15 protein-coding genes, 1 other RNA gene and 1 pseudogene are annotated in these 18,664 nt (G+C 65.7%); 8 read left to right on the forward strand and 9 right to left on the reverse strand.

The annotated features are described in order from the left end of the window. Nucleotides 1-216 precede the first annotated feature (216 nt). Nucleotides 217-1,032, reverse strand: coding sequence for an oxygenase MpaB family protein (locus BST27_RS13485; protein WP_069420010.1), 816 nt, complete (start codon nucleotides 1,030-1,032; stop codon nucleotides 217-219). 108 nt (nucleotides 1,033-1,140) lie between these two features. Between BST27_RS13485 and BST27_RS32410 the strand changes: the two genes are divergently transcribed. Both BST27_RS32410 and BST27_RS13490 read left to right on the forward strand, forming a co-directional pair. Beyond that, nucleotides 1,141-1,296, forward strand: a complete 156-nt coding sequence (locus tag BST27_RS32410) for a hypothetical protein (RefSeq protein ID WP_156789274.1) — start codon at nucleotides 1,141-1,143, stop codon at nucleotides 1,294-1,296. Nucleotides 1,297-1,330: 34 nt separating this feature from the next. Continuing rightward, nucleotides 1,331-2,311: a cobalamin biosynthesis protein gene (locus BST27_RS13490; RefSeq protein WP_069420011.1), complete on the forward strand. Its 981-nt coding sequence runs from the start codon at nucleotides 1,331-1,333 to the stop codon at nucleotides 2,309-2,311. On the opposite strand, the gene BST27_RS13495 is transcribed toward BST27_RS13490, so the two are convergent. From BST27_RS13495 to BST27_RS13505, 3 genes are read right to left on the reverse strand one after another with little or no spacing between them, the layout of a single operon-like run. Next, the gene (locus BST27_RS13495) at nucleotides 2,241-3,062 is read right to left on the reverse strand and encodes an SURF1 family cytochrome oxidase biogenesis protein (protein WP_069420072.1); all 822 of its coding nucleotides are present in this window, start codon (nucleotides 3,060-3,062) and stop codon (nucleotides 2,241-2,243) included. The genes BST27_RS13490 and BST27_RS13495 overlap by 71 nt on opposite strands. An 11-nt stretch (nucleotides 3,063-3,073) precedes the next feature. Next, nucleotides 3,074-3,571 (reverse strand): low molecular weight protein-tyrosine-phosphatase, encoded by a 498-nt coding sequence (locus BST27_RS13500; protein ID WP_069420012.1) that lies wholly within the window; start codon nucleotides 3,569-3,571, stop codon nucleotides 3,074-3,076. Next, nucleotides 3,564-4,211 carry an HAD-IA family hydrolase gene (locus BST27_RS13505; protein ID WP_069420073.1) on the reverse strand — a complete coding sequence of 216 codons (648 nt, stop codon included), beginning with the start codon at nucleotides 4,209-4,211 and terminating at the stop codon, nucleotides 3,564-3,566. The genes BST27_RS13500 and BST27_RS13505 overlap by 8 nt, the downstream gene beginning before the upstream one ends. 197 nt (nucleotides 4,212-4,408) lie before the next feature. Between BST27_RS13505 and cobC the strand changes: the two genes are divergently transcribed. The 5 genes from cobC to BST27_RS13530 all read left to right on the forward strand — a co-directional run bounded on the left by cobC (nucleotide 4,409) and on the right by BST27_RS13530 (nucleotide 11,812). Further along, nucleotides 4,409-5,440 (forward strand): Rv2231c family histidinol phosphate aminotransferase CobC, encoded by a 1,032-nt coding sequence (gene cobC, locus BST27_RS13510; RefSeq protein WP_069420013.1) that lies wholly within the window; start codon nucleotides 4,409-4,411, stop codon nucleotides 5,438-5,440. After that, nucleotides 5,437-6,588 (forward strand): Nif3-like dinuclear metal center hexameric protein, encoded by a 1,152-nt coding sequence (locus BST27_RS13515; RefSeq protein WP_069420014.1) that lies wholly within the window; start codon nucleotides 5,437-5,439, stop codon nucleotides 6,586-6,588. Before cobC ends, BST27_RS13515 begins: the two co-directional genes overlap by 4 nt. Further along, nucleotides 6,585-7,322, forward strand: a complete 738-nt coding sequence (locus tag BST27_RS13520; RefSeq protein ID WP_069420015.1) for a zinc ribbon domain-containing protein — start codon at nucleotides 6,585-6,587, stop codon at nucleotides 7,320-7,322. Before BST27_RS13515 ends, BST27_RS13520 begins: the two co-directional genes overlap by 4 nt. Continuing rightward, the gene (locus BST27_RS13525; RefSeq protein WP_069420016.1) at nucleotides 7,319-8,497 is read left to right on the forward strand and encodes a bifunctional RNase H/acid phosphatase; all 1,179 of its coding nucleotides are present in this window, start codon (nucleotides 7,319-7,321) and stop codon (nucleotides 8,495-8,497) included. Before BST27_RS13520 ends, BST27_RS13525 begins: the two co-directional genes overlap by 4 nt. A gap of 123 nt (nucleotides 8,498-8,620) precedes the next feature. Beyond that, nucleotides 8,621-11,812, forward strand: a complete 3,192-nt coding sequence (locus BST27_RS13530) for an adenylate/guanylate cyclase domain-containing protein (RefSeq protein ID WP_232007313.1) — start codon at nucleotides 8,621-8,623, stop codon at nucleotides 11,810-11,812. 44 nt (nucleotides 11,813-11,856) lie between these two features. Here BST27_RS13530 and BST27_RS13535 read toward each other — a convergent pair whose 3' ends face one another. Further along, the gene (locus BST27_RS13535) at nucleotides 11,857-13,479 is read right to left on the reverse strand and encodes an LCP family protein (protein WP_069420017.1); all 1,623 of its coding nucleotides are present in this window, start codon (nucleotides 13,477-13,479) and stop codon (nucleotides 11,857-11,859) included. A 334-nt stretch (nucleotides 13,480-13,813) separates the two neighbouring features. Next, the gene (locus tag BST27_RS13540; protein ID WP_069420018.1) at nucleotides 13,814-14,524 is read right to left on the reverse strand and encodes a 2OG-Fe(II) oxygenase; all 711 of its coding nucleotides are present in this window, start codon (nucleotides 14,522-14,524) and stop codon (nucleotides 13,814-13,816) included. Between the two features lie 68 nt (nucleotides 14,525-14,592). On the opposite strand from BST27_RS13540, the gene rnpB reads away from it, so the two are divergent. Next, an RNA gene (gene rnpB, locus BST27_RS13545) (RNase P RNA component class A) lies at nucleotides 14,593-14,992 on the forward strand. A gap of 112 nt (nucleotides 14,993-15,104) precedes the next feature. On the opposite strand, the pseudogene BST27_RS13550 reads toward rnpB, so the two are convergent. From BST27_RS13550 to BST27_RS13560, 3 genes and pseudogenes are all read right to left on the reverse strand, one after another. After that, nucleotides 15,105-16,306, reverse strand: a pseudogene (locus BST27_RS13550) (cytochrome P450). 317 nt (nucleotides 16,307-16,623) lie between these two features. Further along, complete coding sequence (locus BST27_RS13555) at nucleotides 16,624-17,013, reverse strand: DUF2834 domain-containing protein (protein ID WP_069420019.1); 390 nt, start codon at nucleotides 17,011-17,013, stop codon at nucleotides 16,624-16,626. Nucleotides 17,014-17,089: 76 nt separating this feature from the next. Then, nucleotides 17,090-18,631 carry a CYTH and CHAD domain-containing protein gene (locus BST27_RS13560; protein ID WP_069420020.1) on the reverse strand — a complete coding sequence of 514 codons (1,542 nt, stop codon included), beginning with the start codon at nucleotides 18,629-18,631 and terminating at the stop codon, nucleotides 17,090-17,092. Nucleotides 18,632-18,664 lie beyond the last annotated feature (33 nt).

Genomic DNA, 18,664 nt, shown 5'->3' on the forward strand with positions numbered 1-18,664 from the left:
CGAAGGCTGAATCGCACGATGGGGCATCACAACACTCCTCACTCAAAGAGGTGTTGCATCGATGGCTTGAAACCGCAGCCGTTTAGGGGCCGTAGGCCCCACGGTCGGCGGTGGGTGTGTGGGGGTGTCGGTCGACGCTGGCGTCGAATGTGTGGCTTAAGTACCGCGGGGTGTCGTTTTGGGGCCGTAGGGCGCACGGTCGGCGACAGGGGCAAACTAGACGACCCTGCGCCCGCGCTTTGCGCGCAACCGCATGTCCCACAGATAAAGCTGATAGCCGAAGACCCAGACCTGGTTGGGGAGTAACCGGTCGGCCACCCGCAGCGCGGTCAGCAGCCACTCGAAACGGCGTTGCTGGGCCTCGGTCCAGTCCAGCTTCATCAGCGCCCGGAACTCAGGCGCCAGGAATCCCGTCGTCGCAAACAAATTGAAGCGGCCCGCCAGGAGGCGCAGCGGCAGCGGCAGGAACGCCACCGAGGCCACGCCGTACAGGTGTTCGCGAACCGGCGGATCGATCCGCAACTCGTCCAACGTGCGCTTCCAGTACTCGTCGAACGCGACCCGGTCCGGCGGCCACATCCGCTCGGGCACCTGCAGCGTGGTCCCCAATCGCTTGGCATCGCGATAGACGGCGTCCGCGGTGGCGTCGTCGAGTGGTCCGTGCAGGAACTCGTGTTGGTCGATGTAGTAGCGGTACAGGCACGCGGCCACCCAGAGCTGCAGCTTGGGGTCGAAGGCGTTGTAGGAAACGGGGCTCTTCGCCGTCGACCGGACCTGCCGGTGTGCGACGTCGACGGCGGCACGCATGAGCTTGCGGTCGGCCTCGGTCCCGATGGTCGCCACCGCCAGGTAGGTACCGGTGGTACGGGCCCGCTTGAACGGGTGCTTGTAAACGTTGCCGCTGTCCACCGGGCTTTCCAGGACGCCATAGCCGACGCCCGGTAGCGACAACTGCATGATGACGTTCGCGGCCGGTAATAACGCCGCCGCCGGGTTCAAAAGGTCGGCAACCCTGGTCGCGGGTCGCTTCATTGCGGATCCTGCTCCATGGGTCGAGTACATCACGTATGAGGGGCCGCCGCGAAGAGATCACACCCGCGCGAGTGATTAGAACGACTAGAAACCGGTTACCTTCGACACATGCTTATCGATTCGTCGCCTGGCGACGCACGTCCCATAGCGGACGACCTCCCATCGGAGGCGCTGTCGTTCGACCGCGCCCAGATCGGGTGGTGGTGCTTTGTGACGGCTCAGGCGGTCGTGGTCATCGTGCTCTTCATTCTGTTCGTCACCTGATCTGACCGATCCGCGCGTGTGAGACGCTGCCCGAGTGTTGGCGTCGCAAGCCCGGTTCGTCGGCGTTCTGGCCGGTTATCTGGCCGATTTGGCGCTCGGTGATCCAAAACAAGGTCATCCGGTCGCGTTGTTCGGCCAGGCGGCCGCGAAATTCGAACAAATCAGCTATCGCGACAGTCGGGTCGCCGGCGCTCTGCATGTCGGTTTGCTGGTCGGCGCTGTCACCACGCTAGGGGCGGCGGTGCAACGAGGCGGGGGCCGGCGTTGGTCGGTACCGGTCACCGGGGCGGCCACCTGGACCTGCCTGGGTGGGACCACACTGGCGCGCACCGGCCTGCAGATGTCTGACCTGCTGGAGCGCGGCGATGTCGAGGCCGCCCGGCGACTGCTGCCGTCACTGTGCGGTCGGAATCCGGAAACGCTGGACGAAGCGGGCCTGGCCCGTGCGGCGTTGGAATCGGTGGCGGAAAATACCTCCGACGCCCAGGTTGCTCCGTTGCTGTGGGCGGCGCGCGGCGGCATTCCGGCCGTGCTCGGGTATCGGGCCGTCAACACGTTGGACGCGATGATCGGCCATCGTTCACCCCGCTATCTCCGCTTCGGCTGGGCCGCGGCGCGCTTGGACGACCTGGCCAACTACGTCGGCGCGCGGGCGACCGCGGCGTTGGTGGTGCTGTGCGCGCCCGTCGTCGGTGGATCGCCCTCGGGTGCGGTGCGGGCCTGGCGACGGGACGCATCCCGGCATCCCAGCCCCAACGCCGGAGTGGTCGAGGCGGCCTTCGCCGGCGCGCTCGGTGTGCGATTAGGCGGACCCACCCAATACCGCCATGAACTGCAGATTCGCCCTGCCCTGGGCGATGGCCGCCCGCCGGCTGTGGCCGACCTGCGGCGCGCGGTGCGGTTGTCGCGGACCGTGCAGGCTGCAGCCGCTGTGCTGGTAGGGCTTAGCGCCGTCGGCCGTAGCGGTCGGCGAGTTTGTCCTCGACCGTCACCGGCGGCGCCGGCTCTTCTGTAACCGTCGCCTGCTTTTCCCGGCGTCGGGCACGAATCTCGGCGTAGGTGAAATAGGCCAGACCGATCGGCGCCAAGATGCCGAACGAGATCCACTGGATGCCGTAGGACAAGAACGGTCCGGGATCCAGGTGCGGCAAGCCGATCACGCCCAGTCCACCCGGCTGGTCCTCGACCAGTTGCAGGTATGACCCGGCCAACGGCACGCCAGTCAGCTTCGACACTTGCTCGGTGCTGATCGAATACACCTGCAGGAAACCGTCTCTGGTGAAGGGCTCCTTGTCGGGCATCGTCGGCTCGGAGTCGCGTAACCGCGCGGTGATGGTGACGGTCTGCTCCGGTGGCCGGGGGAACTGCGGCACGTGCGAACCCGCCTCCGGACGCACATAGCCGCGGTTGACCAGGACGGTTGGTCCGCCGTCCACGACGAACGGTGCCAGCACTTCGAATGCTTGCTCGCCCTCCACGACGCGCAGCCGGGCGAGCACTTGTACGTCGGCCAGGTAGTGGCCAGTCGCTGTCACCCGCCGCCACTCAGCGTTGGACGCAGAGGAATCCTGTTGCGGCAGTAGCTCTTTCAACGGGACGGGCGGGGTGGAAATGGATTGCTGAATCTGGCTGTTTGCCCGAGATGTCTTGGTGTTCTTACCCAGCTGCCACGGCGCGAGCACCATGAAACACAGGTAAGTGAACGCGATGATCACCAGCATCAGCGCGAGCCACCCGGGTCTCAGCAAGAAAGACAAGCGTCGCAAGAAGCGAAGCATCAGGTGTAGCCGTTCCGCGCCAGTTGCTCGTCAACCCAGTCGTGCAGGCCGGGCAGGGCGGCTTCGATGACCTCAAAGACCGCCTCGAAGTCCTCTGGGTCGCCGTAGTACGGGTCATCGACGTCGAGCGCGTGCGCCCCGGATCGCGGATCGAACGACCGCAGCATCCGAACCCGGTCGTCGGCCACGCCGAGCTGGCGCAGCATCCGCAGGTGGTTACGCCCTAAAGCGACCACCAGGTCGGCCGCCAAGTGGTCGTCGTTGACTTGCGCCGCTCGGTGCTCGGTGGGGTAACCGTGCGCGCGCAGGACCCGGTTCGCCCGTTCGTCAGCGCAGCTGCCGACGTGCCAGTTGCCGGTGCCCGCGCTGGTCACCCGCACCTTGTCCGCCAGGCCGCGCTGTTTCAGCTGGTGGGCGAACATCTTTTCGGCCATCGGCGAACGGCAGATGTTCCCGGTGCAGACGAACGTGACATGCAGCTCGGCCCGCTCAGACACCCAGCGCCCTCCGGAGTTCTTCGATCGTCGCCGCGTGTGTCACGCCGACGGTTGGTGCGGCATCACCGGTGTCGGGGTCGGCGAAGTCGGCCCGTCCATAACCCCAGCCGACCACCACGGTGTCGATGCCATGGGCCGCCGCCCCGTGCACGTCGTGGCGGCGGTCGCCGACCATGAGCACCCGCTCCGGAATGGGTTGGAGCTGCTCGAGCGCGTGGGCCAGCACCTCGGTCTTGCTGCGGCGTGTGCCGTCCGGGCAAGCGCCGGCGATGACCTCGAAATGGTGGTCGAGGCCGAAGTGGGCGAGGATGCGCCGGGCGGTCGGCTCCAACTTGGAGGTGGCTACGGCCAAGCGGACACCAGCATCGCGCAGGTCGGCCAGCAGCGGCTCGATCCCATCGAACAGGCTGTTCATCGCCCAACCTCGGCTGCCGTACTCGGCGCGGAAGGCGGCGAACGCCTCGTCGGCACGGCCGTCGAGGTCCAGCGATCGGAATGTCTCGTCCATGGGTGGGCCGACTATCTGGGCGACCAGATCGCCGTCGGGTACGTCGGCGCCCACGTGGGCCAGGGCATGCACGAAGCTGGCGACGATCCCCTCGGCGGAGTCGGTGAGAGTGCCGTCGAGGTCGAAGATCACCAGCTGCGGTTTGCCTGCGTCGCCCGGGACGGTTTCGGCAGCCCCGGCCGGGATAGAGCCTGTCACGCTTCCATTGTCGGTGATGACGCTGCCGGACAAACCGGCAGGCACTGGCGCTGCGCGTACCTCGGCGGACGGCACGGGTTTGCGACGCTCCGAATACTCGTCGCATCCGGCGGCGCGATAGTGTTCCACGGATGGCGAGTCTCGACTTGAGCCCGCTTTCGGCGGCCCACTATCACGGCGACCAGGCCGTCGCCCCTGGCATGCTCGATTTTGCTGTCAACGTCCGTCATCGGCAGCCGCCGTCATGGTTGGTAGAGCGGCTCGCCGAGCGCCTGCCCGACCTGGCCAGCTATCCGAGCATCGCGGACGTGCAGCTCGCGCAGGACGTGGTCGCCGCCCGCCATCAACGATCGCGCGACGAAGTGTTGCCGCTGGCGGGCGCTGCTGAAGGCTTTGCGCTGTTGAGTAATTTGCGGCCGGTGCGGGCCGCCGTCATCGCGCCCTCGTTCACCGAGCCGGCCGTGGCTTTGGCGGCGGCGGGAATTCCGGTGTGCCACGTCGTCTTGGCGCCGCCGTTCCGGCTGGAGTCTGCGCGGGTGCCCGATGACGCGGACCTCGTCGTCGTGGGCAATCCGACCAACCCGACCTCGGTGCTGCACACGCGCGCCGAGGTGCTGGCGTTGCGTCGTCCCGGCCGCACCCTGGTGGTCGACGAGGCGTTTGCCGACTCGATACCTGGCGAACCCGAGTCTCTCGCCGGCGAATCGCTGCCCGACGTGCTGGTGCTGCGCAGTCTGACCAAGACGTGGGCGCTGGCCGGGTTGCGGGTGGGCTACGCCCTGGGCGCCCCGAACATCCTCGCCCAGTTGACCGCGCGGCGCGCGCACTGGCCGGTGGGCACCCTGCAATTGACCGCGATCGCGGCGTGCTGCACGCCGCAGGCCGTTGCCGAAGCGGCGACCGATGCCGCGCGGTTGACGGCGCTGCGCGCGGAGATGGTGGCGGGCCTGGAATCGGTGGGCGCCACTGTGGTCGACGGTCGGGCACCGTTTGTTCTGTTCCGCGTGCGGGATGTCGATTTGATCCGAAAACGGCTACAGTACAAGGACATTGCGGTGCGACGCTGCGACACGTTCATCGGTCTGGACGAAGGTTATCTGCGCGCGGCGGTGCGCGAGGAGTGGCCACTGCTGACGGAGACGATCGCGGAGGTGTTGTCGTGACCGTGCGGTTGCGCGACGTGATCGATGTACTGGACGAGGCTTACCCGCCGCGACTGGCCGAATCGTGGGATTCGGTGGGCTTGGTTTGTGGTGACCCCGACGATGTTCTGTCTTCGGTGACGATCGCGGTGGACGCGACGGCCGAGGTCGTCGACGAAGTTCCCGACGGCGGCCTGTTGCTGGCCCATCATCCGTTGCTGCTGCGCGGTGTCGATACCGTCGCGGTCAGCACACCCAAGGGCTCGTTGGTGCACCGCCTGATCCGGAGCGGGCGTTCGCTGTTCACCGCGCATACGAACGCCGATTCGGCATCACCCGGGGTGTCCGACGCGCTCGCCCACGCCTTGGGTTTGACCGTCGAGGCGGTGCTCGAGCCGGCGCCGCCCGCCGCCGACATGGACAAGTGGGTCATCTACGTGCCGACAGAGAACGCAGAAGCGGTGCGGGAGGCGGTCTTCGAGGCCGGCGCCGGACATATTGGCGACTACTCGCACTGCAGCTGGAGCGTCTCGGGCATCGGGCAGTTCCTGCCGCATGAAGGGGCGTCGCCGGCCATCGGCAGCGTCGGCGCCATCGAACACGTCCCCGAGGACCGGGTCGAGGTGGTTGCGCCCGCACGCGCGCGCGGTGCGGTGTTGGCGGCGATGCGTGCCGCTCACCCTTACGAGGAGCCCGCCTTCGACATATTCGCGTTGGTCGCGCCACCGAGCGACGCCGGGTTGGGCCGCATCGCGGCATTGCCACAGCCGGAACCGCTGCACGCCTTTGTCTCTCGTGTCGAAGCCGCATTGCCGCAGACCTCTTGGGGGGTGCGCGCGGCCGGGGATCCGGACTTGCCGGTGTCTCGGGTAGCGGTGTGCGGGGGAGCAGGGGATTCCTTGCTGCGCACCGTGGCCGCGGCGGATGTGCAGGCCTACGTCACGGCGGACCTGCGGCATCATCCTGCCGATGAGCATCGGCGGGCCTCGCAAGTAGCGTTGATCGACGTCGCGCATTGGGCGAGCGAGTTTCCGTGGTGTGACCAGGCGGCAGGTGTGCTGGCGGCCCGGTTCGGCTCGGCGCTGACGGTGCGGGTGTCGACCATCCGCACCGACCCTTGGAACGTGAATACCGGACTGGAAAAGACGGCTGGGAGCGATCAGTTATGAAAGCCGAAGTGGCACAGCAGCGCTCGCTACTGGAGTTGGCGAAGTTGGATGCTGAGCTGTCCCGGATCGCCCATCGCACAAAGCATTTGCCGCAGCGCGAGGCCTACGACAAGGTGCAGGCCGAGCACACCGCGGCCAGTGACCGACTAGCCGCCGTGCGCATCGCGGTGGAGGATCTGGACGCCGAGGTGCGGCGCTTTGAGTCGGAGATCGACGCCGTGCGCCAGCGCGAAGAGCGCGACCGTGCGCTGCTTGCGTCCGGAGCTACCGACGCCAAGCACCAGGCCGATCTGCAGCACGAACTGGAGACGCTGCAGCGTCGCCAGGCCAGCCTGGAAGATTCGCTGCTGGAGGTGATGGAACGGCGCGAGGAACTGCAAGCTCAGGAGACTGTCGAGTCGAGGGCGATCGAGGCCTTGCAGGGTGACCTGGCCGATGCGCAGCAGGCGCTCGACGCCGCACTGCTCGAGATCGAGCAGGCCCGAAGTGAGTTTTCCGCGCGACGTGATGCGCTGGCCGCGTCGTTGAATCCGGAACTGTCCGCCGCTTACGAACGTCAGCGTGCCCGGGGCGGGCCTGGTGCCGGCCAACTGCTTGGGCATCGATGTGGGGCGTGCCGCATCGAGATCGGTAAAGGCGAGTTGGCCCGCATCACGGCGGCCGCCGAGGACGAGGTGGTGCGCTGCCCCGAATGCAGCGCGATCTTGTTGCGGGTCAAGGGCTTCGATCAGTGAAGGTAGTCATCGAAGCCGACGGCGGCTCGAGGGGCAACCCTGGGCCGGCCGGCTACGGGGCGGTGGTCTTGACCGCGGACCGGTCGACTGTGCTGGCGGAGAGCAAGGGCGCCATCGGCCGGGCGACCAACAACGTCGCCGAATACCGCGGCCTGATCGCCGGTTTGGACGACGCGGTGAAAATGGGCGCGACCGAAGCCACGGTCTTGATGGACTCCAAGTTGGTGGTGGAGCAGATGTCGGGGCGGTGGAAGGTCAAGCACCCCGATCTGGTTGAACTGCACGCTCAGGCGAAAGCGCTGGCGTCCCAGTTCCGCCGTATCACCTACGAGTGGGTGCCGCGGGAACGCAATGCCCGAGCCGATCGGCTGGCAAACGAGGCGATGGACGCCGCGGACCGCGCCAACCCCGGGGGCGACAACAGCGCCTCGTCGGCGGTGCCGGTGGGGCCGGCCGGGTCCGCCAGCGCGACCGATCCGGTCGGTTCGGGCGGTTCCGTTGGCGAATCGGTCAAGGCGCCACCGTCGGAAGGTACGTCGAGCCCTGGCTGGACCGGCGCGCGCGGCACGCCCACTCGGCTGCTGTTGTTACGCCACGGGCAGACGGAATTGTCGGCGCAGCGCCGCTATTCCGGGCGTGGCGACCCGGCGTTGAACGAAGTCGGTTGGCGCCAAGCCGGTTTGGCGGCCAGATATCTGGCCCAGCGCGGAGGCATAGCGACGGTCATCTCGTCACCGCTGCAGCGCGCCTGCGACACCGCGACGACGGCGGCCCGAGCGCTGGGCGTGGACTTGACCGTCGACGAGGATTTCATCGAAACGGATTTCGGTGCCTGGGAAGGTTTGACGTTCGCCGAGGCCGCCGCGCGCGATCCCGAACTGCATCGGCGATGGCTGCAAGACACCAGCGCGGCGCCGCCGGGCGGCGAGAGCTTCGACTCGGTACACCAGCGGGTGCTTCGGGCGCGCGATCGGGTCATCACGAGGTACCCGGGCGAGACCGTGCTGGTGGTTTCCCATGTCACGCCGATCAAGATGCTGCTGCGCATGGCCCTGGACGCCGGCCCGGGCATCCTGTACCGGCTGCATCTTGACCTGGCGTCGTTGAGCATCGCCGAGTTCTACCCCGACGGCGCCTCGTCGGTGCGGCTGGTGAACCAGACGGGCTATCTGTAGCGGTTTTTCTCCCCGGCCGGGGCCGCGAGCGTGCCCAAAATGCCGCTCTGCACGGCGTGTCTGCGTACAAACACGGGCGCTCGTCGTGGGGTTACCGGTGGTCGGACGTGACACCATACTTGTGTGGACGACGGCGACGGTCGCGGCGGACCGACCGAGGCGGTGCTGTCCTGTGGCTCGTGCGGCCACCAATTGGCCGGGACAGCCAAATTCTGCAGTGAGTGCGGCACCCCGGTCGCATCCGCGACTCGCTCCGCCGAGTACAAGCAGGTGACGGTGTTGTTCGCCGACGTTGTTCAATCGATGGAGATTGCCGCGGCGTTGGGGGCCGAGCGGCTGCGAGAGATCATGGCCGACCTGATCGACCGCGCGGTGACGGTCGTGCAACGCTACGGCGGCACGGTGGACAAGTTCACCGGCGACGGCATCATGGCCGTGTTCGGTGCGCCAATAGCGTTGGAAGACCATGCGATTCGTGCCTGTCTGGCGTCATTGGACCTTCAGGAAGCGACGCAGCGTCTGGCTGTCGATGTCCGAGCGCTTGACGGCGTGGACCTGAGATTGAGGGTCGGACTCAATTCCGGACAGGTGATCGCCGGCGAGATCGGTCCAGCGGCGCTGGGCTACACCGCCATCGGTGAGCAAGTCGGTATGGCTCAGCGGATGGAGTCCGTGGCACCACCAAATGGGGTCATGCTGAGCGATTCGACAGCCAACTTGGTGGGTGACGCCGTCGTGCTGAGCGAGCCGGAACTGGTTCAGGTCAAAGGCGGGAGCAGGCTGATCGCCAGGCGTCTGTTGGCCGTCGCGGCGCACCAGCCGCATCGCCGCAGCGAATCGAAACTAGTCGGCCGCACCTGGGAGCTGACGACCCTGGGCGGGATCCTTGACGAGGCGATCGCCGGGTCGGGCTGCATTGTCAAGATCGTGGGCCCCCCGGGCATCGGCAAGAGCAGGTTGGTCGGTGAGACCGCCACGCTGGCGAGCGGTCGCGGCGTGCCGGTGTTCGCCACCTACTGCGAGTCGCACGCCAGCGACATCCCGCTCCACGCGGTGGCCCAGATGCTGCGCGCGACAATGGGAACCGACGGACTCAGTGCCGACATTGCGCGCACTCGCATCCGCGACCGGTTTCCCGGGGCCGACCCGGAGGACCTGCTGCTGCTCGACGACCTGATGGGAATTCGTGACGTAGCGACTCCGCTGCCGGACATCGCCGCCGACGCACGGCGCCGGCGGTTGACCGCCCTGGTCAATGCCGGAGCACTGGACCGCCGTGAGGCGGCGGTGTACGTGATCGAGGATGCGCACTGGATCGACGAAATCAGCGAGTCGATGTTGTCAGATTTCCTGGCCGTCGTGCCACAGATCCCGTCGTTGGTCCTGATCACTTACCGTCCGGAATACCAAGGCGCGTTTAACCACATCCCCGGTACTCAGACAATTGCGTTGCGGCCGTTGAGCGATGCCCACACTTTGGCATTGACGGGTGAGCTTCTCGGAGCTGATTCGGTGGGGGGCGAACTACCTGCGCAAATCGCCGCTCGCGCTGCCGGAAACCCGTTCTTCGTAGAGGAGATCGTGCGCGATCTGGCCGAACGTGGTGTGCTGCAAGGCCAGCCGGGTTCCTACCAACGATCTGGTGACAACGCGGACGCCGACGTGCCGGCAACCCTGCAAGCCACCATCGGCGCACGCATCGACCGTCTTGGGGGGAGGGCCAAACGGACGCTGAATGCTGCGGCAGTCATCGGGGGCCGATTCGATGCCGATCTGCTGGCCGCGCTGATCCGCGATGTCGATGTGGCACCGCTGATCGAGGCGGAACTCGTCGCTCAGATCAGGTTCGGTTCGAACGCCGAGTATGCGTTTCGTCACCCGCTGATCCGCGCGGTTGCCTACGAGTCGCAGCTCAAATCCGTTCGTGCGCAATTACATCAACGGGTCGCGGCAGTGATCGAAGCGGGTGGTTCTGCTGACGAGAACGCGGCACTGATCGCAGAACACGTCGAGGCGGCGGGGGATTTGCATGCCGCCTTTGACTGGCACATGCGCGCTGGAACCTGGTTCAACTTCCGCGACGTGCGTGCCGCGCAGACGAGTTGGCGACGGGCCCGCCAGGTTGCTGATCGGCTTTCCGGCAACGACGGTGATCGGTCGACCATGCGAATCGCTCCTCGAACACTTTTGTGTGCCACAGCATTTCGGGCGGGTGGCAGCGGCGCCGACACCGGCTTTGAGGAGCTGCGTGAGTTGTGTGCCGCGGTGGACGATCGGCGATCGCTTGCGATCGGAATGGTCGGATTGGTGACATGGCAGACGATGAAAGCCCGTCGCCGGGAGGCATCGAAGCTCGCTGATGAACTCATCCAGCTGCTGGAGGCGATCGGCGATCCAACATTGACCGTTGGGCTGGCCTTCGCGGCAATGGTCGCCAAGCACGAGACCGGCGAAATGGCCGATGTGCTTCGATACGCCCAGCGCGTAATCGACCTGGCAGAGGGAGATTTCGCCAAAGGGGCGTTGATCTTCGAGTCGCCGTTGACGGCCGCGATCGCCATGCGCGGTTTCGCCCGATGGTGTCTGGGCATTCCGGGCTGGAAAGAGGACCTCGGCCGGGCGCTTGCGATGGACCCGGCGCTTGCTACCGACCCGGGGACAATGTCTGGCGTCCTGTGGTTCACGTACGTTCCGGCGATCCCGTACGGGGTTTTGCTGCCGAATGCGACGGTCCTGCGCGAGACTGCCGAAATACTGTCGTCCGCAGAGCAGTCGGGCGACGACCTTGCGCTCGACTTGGCCTGCGGAATTCATGGGCTCGCTTTGGCATACCAAGATGGCCCGGCACGTGAACAGGGCTTCGAGCTGCTCGCCAAGATGCGAGACCGGGCCGCAAGCGACAGGTTCGCAATGAACAACATGCCACTGGTGGACATACACAGAGCACGGGAAGAGGCCCGGTCGGGCGACATCGCGGACGCCATCGAATTGGCCCGCGCGGTCTTCGACGACATATTCAACTTCGGCGGATGCATCTGGACCGCGCTCGCCACCAGCGTCCTGGTGGAGACACTGCTGCAACGTGCTGGTGACGGCGACCTCGACGAGGCCGAGCATGCGATGGATCGGTTGGCGGCAGTGCCGACCGATCCGGGGTTCGTGGTGCACGAGATCTCGCTGCTGCGCCTTCGCGCGATGCTGGCACGTGCTCGAGGAGACGGGGTCACCTACCGTGACTGGCGGGACCGCTACCGCGCGATGGCGACCTCACTGGGGTTTGAGGGCCATATGAAATGGGCCGCCGCCATGCCGTAACTGTGCACGCCATCGGCGACGCACCTTTGTCATTTCACCTAATGTCATTTCACACAGGGAATCGCATCGCCGGTCATCTGGGTGAGGTCCTCCGGCGTCGGGTCCTTTGTGCCGGTACCGGCCGCCGGCACCGTGGACACGGGCGTCGTCGAGGTTGTAGTCGTCGGTTCCGACGTTCGAATGATGTTGTAAAACTTGTAGTAATCGGCTCCGACGGTCAACTGCACGGTGTTAGGTGCGATGCTGTCAGATTCTGTGGCATTGATGTCCAAGTCGTCGGCCAAGTCCTCAGCGGCCGCTTTCGCCCCGTGTCCATAGACGATTGTGCTCGCCTGGCTGAGGGATTCGGCTGTGCTGGTCGTCCCAGGAGTGAGATGCCCTGTTGCCAAGGATCTTTGGAGGCTGGCGGCCATTCCTTCCTGGCCCGAGGCGTTGACCACGTCGAGTGTGAAGGTGCTCGCGACCAGCGGCGTACCGTATGTTGGTTGCGTCGTCGCGCCAGTAGTGATGCTCGGGGACGGCGCAGTCGAATCGGTGCCTACCAGGCCGCGCACAATGGAGCGGATGGTCGGCACGTCGACGTAATTGACGTAGGCACCATTGGCGAGTTCACCAAACCCGGTGACTGGCAACGTATATAACCTGATCGGTCGATTGAGCATCGTAGGCGCATTACGCACGAAGTCCTCGAAATCAAACCCCGCGTCAACCGCGACGTTTTGCTTGGCGACATCCAGCAGCGCCCGCAACCGCTTCGGGGTCGAGAAGGCGTCACCATGGCGCAGCGCATTCACCAGCGAGACGATGAAGGCCTGCTGACGTCGCGTTCGGTCGAGGTCTGTGAACACCGTGTCGTTGCCGTCGCGGCGCTGGCGCACGAACGACACCGCCTGTGCGGCGCTGATCTGCTGGATGCCTTTTTTGAACTGGGCCCCCGAGTAGTAGCGATCGGAGGTGTCCTCGGTCAGGCACACCGTGATGGGTTCGACTACCCGGGCGATCTGGAAGAACCCGGCCAAGGTGACCTCAATGAAGTGGTCGATGGGAATTTGCAGCAAACGCCGGACGGTGCTGATCTGAGCCTTACGGCCCGCCTCCCGCGCCCGTTGTTCCTTCGCTGCGGGGCCTTCGTCCTTGGACGCGGCTGAGTCGTAGCCGTTAAGCACCCGCTGGTAGGCGAGGCTGTAAGCCTCTTTGACCTTGCCTTTGCACACCGAGTCGGGGCATCCCGCCAGGTCGACGTAGTCGTCGCGGGGGATGGAGATCGCCGTGGCCGGCCCGGTCCCGGCGGGCAGGTGCAACACGATGAGGGCGTCGGCGGCGCCTTCGCCGGCATCCTCCTCGCCGGCATGCAGCGCTTGATAGAGGTCCTTGGGCAGGGGGCGGCCCTGTTGGTCGCGACGGCTGTCGAGCCCGATGATCAGGATGTTTTGGTCGCTGCCGGTCGATGGCGGTTCATCGGCCAACGCCTCGGATCGGGTGATGCCGGTTGATGCGCTGCGATACGTGGTCCACGCGATGCCGGCGGCCACCACCACCGCGGTCGATATCAGCGCGCCGAGAACCTTGAATCCAGCCTTGACCGCAGTGCGGAACCGCCGAGGCTTGCGCTCGGCTTTGGGTGAGTGCGCGTCGTCAGCACCGGAAGGGTCCGCATCGGCTGCCATGGTCGTCTGAGAATAGCCAGGTCACGGCGATTGAAACCAGCGTTTGTCGAGGTCGTGGGTATGAATAGACGACGACAGCAGGGTTGCCGTTGCCGAAGTGCCCTACGCGTAGGCGGCGATTGGCGGAGGGTCGGATGACGGCCAGTTCGGAATGCCGGACATGCCGCACCCTTCCGCTGGAGAGCGCGCGGTTCTGTCACGGCTGTGGCTCACCGCGTCTGCCTCAAGCGTCGGACATTCGAACCCAAAGCCGTAGTCTCGCAACACTTCACGTGGCGTGACGGCCGCTGGTTTCGCCAGCCCAGCGATCCGTTGCCACGGGCAATGACGACCTTCATGCCGCGTCGTGGAAGATCAGGCCCATGGCATACCGTTCACCGGACCGGACGGTGGAAAGCCCATGCCGCACTGGCGAAGCCGACCATCCCCGAGTCGTGCGCACCGGACGGTCGCGGGTGGTGAAGACGAAGCCGTGCCCATGCGGCAACTGTATTGCGGTGCCGCGGGATTGCGCCCGGAAGCGTTGTTCGACGAGCAGAAATTCACCGCCGGTGTATTCGGTGTCGGGGTCGCTGAGGTTGATGACCACCTGTAGCGGAAACACCAAGTCGCCGTACAGATCCTGATGCAACGCATTCCAGTCGTTGGTGCCGTATTTGAGGATCAGCGCGGTGGACCTGGTCTGGCCGGCGGCATGGCAGGTGTCCAGCCAATCGTCCAGGTTGTCCGGCCACGGCGTGGGCCGGCCCAGTTTGGTCCACCAGTCGCGCGCGATGGGGAGCAGGCGCGGATAGAGCGCCTGTTTGAGTCGTTCGACCGGCTCGGGGTAGGGCGCGTGGAAGTAACGGTACTGACCGGCGCCGTATCGCTTCGGCGCCATGTTGACGGTCGAGCGGAACAACGTGTCGTCGTCGTAGAGCTTGCGGAGCCGCTTCGCCTCGGCGGGGGTGACCAGCCGAGGCAACAGCGCGCCGCCGAATTCGTTGACCTCCGCGATAATGGCGTCCCAGTCCCCGGAGCTGACGCGGGTCTCCCACCGGGTCATCGACGTCCTTCCGTCTGGTCTGGCCTGATGTGTCCACGATAAAGATCGGGTACCGTGATCGTCGCGGACGAGTTGGCCGGGCGGCCGCGGCTCGCGCGTCGAGTCGAGGAAAGTCCGGACTTCGCAGAGCAGGGTGATTGCTAACGGCAATCCGAGGTGACTCGCGGGAAAGTGCCACAGAAAACAGACCGCCACCCTCGCGGTGGTAAGGGTGAAAAGGTGCGGTAAGAGCGCACCAGCATCTCGGGTGACCGGGATGGCTTGGTAAACCCCACCCGAAGCAAGGCCAAGAAGGTCGCACCGAAAGTGCGGCCGCGCAGGCGTTTGAGGGTTGCTCGCCCGAGCCTGCGGGTAGGCCGCTTGAGGCACCCGGCGACGGTGTGTCCAGATGGATGGTCGCCGCCGTGCCGCCGTTGGCCAGGCCGTGGCGGTGCGGAACAGAATCCGGCTTACAGGCCAACTCGTCCGTTTCAGCCCCTGGAACAGCACGTTCAGGGGGTTAGCCCTTCTTCAGTCCGCAGCTGTTCAGTCAGGGTGCCGCGATTGGTTACGGACATCGGGTCAAACGTCGGGCGGCGTTTCACGCTAGGACGGCTGGCAAAGTCTCCCAGCCGCGGACTGTCGATGTCGTGGTCATGCGTGCCCTAGACATGTCGATGTTCCACTCGGGGAAGCGGTTGAGCACCTCATCGAGCGCCACGCGTCCCTCCATCCGGGCTAATGACGCTCCCAGGCAGTAATGCACGCCAACACCGAAGCCGACATGGGCTCCGGCTTTGCGGTGAAGGTCGAAGACGTCACCATCGGGTGGGAATTGCCGGTGGTCACGGTTCGCAGCACCAGCGAGCAACATCACGATGCTGCCGGTCGGCACGTGTTGTCCGTAGTACTCCAGATCGCGGGTGAGCGTGCGCGCGATGTGTGGCGCGGGCGGCTCGAAACGCAGCAGCTCCTCGATTGCGCCGCTAATCAAGCTGCGATCGGCGACCAGCTCCCGCCGCTGGTCGGGATGCTCGGCCAAAACCTTGCCCGCCCATCCGATCAAGCGGGTCGTTGTCTCGGCGCCGCCGGCAGCGACCAGCGTGATGCAAATCAGTAGTTCCTCACGGGTCAATCCCCGTGTGGTGCCGTCAAGGTCGGTGAATTCGACACCGAGCAATTCGGTCACAACGTCATCGGAGGGATGTTCAGCGCGCCAATCGAGGTACTCGGCAAACAACTGCCCGGTTTCCAGCCCTGAGGAGGCGGCTTTCATTTCCCCGCCGGGCTCGGTGTTGACGTGACCTTCGGCGAGGTCGGCGACCTCCTGCCGCATCTCATCGGGAATTCCGAGCAGCCTGCACACGACTCTCACCGGCATCTCGGCGCCCAAATTTGCGACGAAGTCAAACCCCTCGGTACCAACGAACGGATCCAGACTCTCGGCACAGAATTGCCGTGCGGTGGCCTCGACCTCACGCATTTTGCGTGGCGTGAACATGCGAGAAAGACTCTTGCGATAGATGTCGTGAAGGGGTGGGGCCTCCATAAGAAAAAGTCCGGGTGGAATCGGCATGTCAGCCTTGATCAACTCGAGAATGTTGCCCCGGGCAGAGCTGAACGTCTCATGGTCATTCAGCGCCGCATGCACGTCGTCGAATCGACTCAGCGCGAAGAAGTTGTGTTGTTCGTTGTAGGACAGTGGCGCCTCCTCGCGGAGTCGCCGAAACAGCGGATACGGTCAGCGTTGAGTTCGACATCGTAGGGGTCGTAGAAGAGCTGACTCGCGGTCTTCACACCCATAAATCTGCAGCTCCCTCCATCGGACGCATCCGACCGCTCGTCGAACGAACTACTGGGTAGGGCAGCACTGCGCGCCACTGCGACCCGCATCAATCGGGCCACGCACAACCGTGCTCATCCTCACGTCGCACGGCAATTCAGTCAATGGTTGATAACTCGCCCCGCGCCCTGGCATCCACGACCGTCAACAGCATGCGATACGACCGCTCTTCCGGCTCCCGCGAGACATCGGCAACGACCGGATGGGCAGGGCCTCTTAGGGTCTCGATCTCTACCGCCGTGCGCGTCGCGGGCCCGCTGAGTTTTCGTCGTGGGATTCACGCTGAGCGGACGGGGGGACGGTCCGTCGCACGGCTCATGCGAAGTTCGCGAACGATCAGAAAGAGCGGAAAGATCACGCTTATCCCGATGAAGTAGGCGGCAACGAGGTACGCCCACACGAAGCGCACGTTGTGCTTCCGCGCTTCGACCACCATCAGAATCGCGGCCGCAAGGCCGAGGAACAGGGCGTCGGCTGTGATGAATTGGGTAGCCGAGTTGGCCTGGGTGTCGCGCCAGAACGTGACGAAGAAGGCGGTAGGCGAGTGCAGGTACGGGCCGACGTGGCTCCAGGTCGCGATGAAGGCAGCGACTGCGACGGCGCCGTATACGGCACAGAGGACTTTGCGAGAGGTGGGGATCGATGACGCTTTGTCGGCTGTGGTCATGAGTTTTCAGGCTAGAACGAGTTCGGCTGTGGGCCGAGTACGAATCGCCGGACGCGACACGCCGCCCAAGTCGCCGTCAGTGCCGGGCCTTGCGCACCGCCTTGTCCAGGGCGCGCAGGGCGCTGTCGAGGTGTGCCCGGCACCGCTCGGCCAGGTCGGCTTCCTGTTGATACAGCAGGCCGTAGGTGAAGGTGTCCTCGCCCGCGGCGTGGGCGGCGTCGGTCTGCTGCAGCAGATGCTCCTGGCTTACCACGCTGTCTTGGTGGTCACCGAGCAATGTCTGGATCGCCTTGGCTTGCTGAGCCACTCCGTCGACCCCCATGGCCGCCGCGGTGTAGCGCAATTGCTTGGCGCGCTTGCGGATTCGATGCAAGGCCTCATTGGGCGGGTGTCCGCCGTCACCGTCGCCAGCTACCGCCGCGGCCTTCGCGGCCTTGCGCACCCGCCGATACGCGCGCTCGATGTTGATCGGCTCGGCGTTCTGGCCGAAGGTAGCGATCGGGCGCTTGGTCACCAGCTCTTCGAGAGCGTCGAGGAGACGGAAGTACCTCTTCGAACGCATCGCAATCAGCGACCGCCGCAACCCCGCCTGGTAACGGCGCTTGGCGCCCTCGACCAAACGTTCGCGAACCGGTCCACGCACCAGCGCTCGGTCCAACTGATCCAATTGCCGCTGGTAGCGCTCGGCCAGTACCTCGGCGTCGCGAGCCACACCGAGCACCGCGGCGAGCTCGCGCAGCTCGTCGAGCACCCACGCCCCGTCGGCCAAGCCGAACGAATCCTGTGATTCGCGCAGCAGACTACGGATCTTTCGGGTGGTCACCCGCATCTGGTGCACGGAGTCTTCGACGTCCTCGCGCACGGCGCGGTCCCACACCAGCAGCTCCTCGACGTGCTGGGCGACGGCGCGATGCACCGGGTCCGCGGGCGGCGTTCGATGGGGGATCGGCGCGGAGGAGTCCAACACCCGGGCCAGCTTCGAGCCGTGTCCGGCGGGAGCGGCGCCGGCATCGAGGAGCCGGTTGCTCAGCCGGTTGAGCAGATCGTGGGCGGCCGCCCCGTTGGTCGACGCCGCCTGTTCGGAGAGCTCCAGTTCCCACTCATGCCACTGCTGTTCGGAGGATTCACCTTCGCCCCCGTCTGCGCTGCCACCCGACCAAGCGGTGACGTGGTCATTGCAGAACTCCGCCAACGCAGCGCCGTCGGCGCCGTACAGCGTTTGCGTTTCGCGCCGGGTCGAGATCCGGGCAACCGGGCAGACCGGGCGGTCGCGAACGATCGCGAGCACCACGTCCAGCAACTCCGGCGGCACGGCGTTTTCGTCTGCGCCGTCGGTGATCGGCGCGTGGATCTCGGTGCGCGAGTCGGGCCCCGACGGCAGTTTCAGATGCCATCCGGCGTCGGGACCGCCGGTACGCCGTCGCAGCGTGATCCGGTGGCGCGCCAAGTCCTGGCCTGGTGTGTCGAAGTACACCGCGTCCAGTGTCTGGGGGGGCGAGTTTTCGACGCGAGTCACCGCCGCGATGCCCTCGAACGACGGCGTCACCGTCGATTCACCGACGTCGAATTTGCGCTCGACTTCCTGATGGCGCCCCGTCTTGGACGCTTTACCGGGCATGTCCCCTCCGTGAGAGCGCTTGGTTTGCGCTCA

This window comes from Mycobacterium intermedium (assembly GCF_002086275.1).
In the GTDB taxonomy this organism is placed as follows: domain Bacteria; phylum Actinomycetota; class Actinomycetes; order Mycobacteriales; family Mycobacteriaceae; genus Mycobacterium; species Mycobacterium intermedium.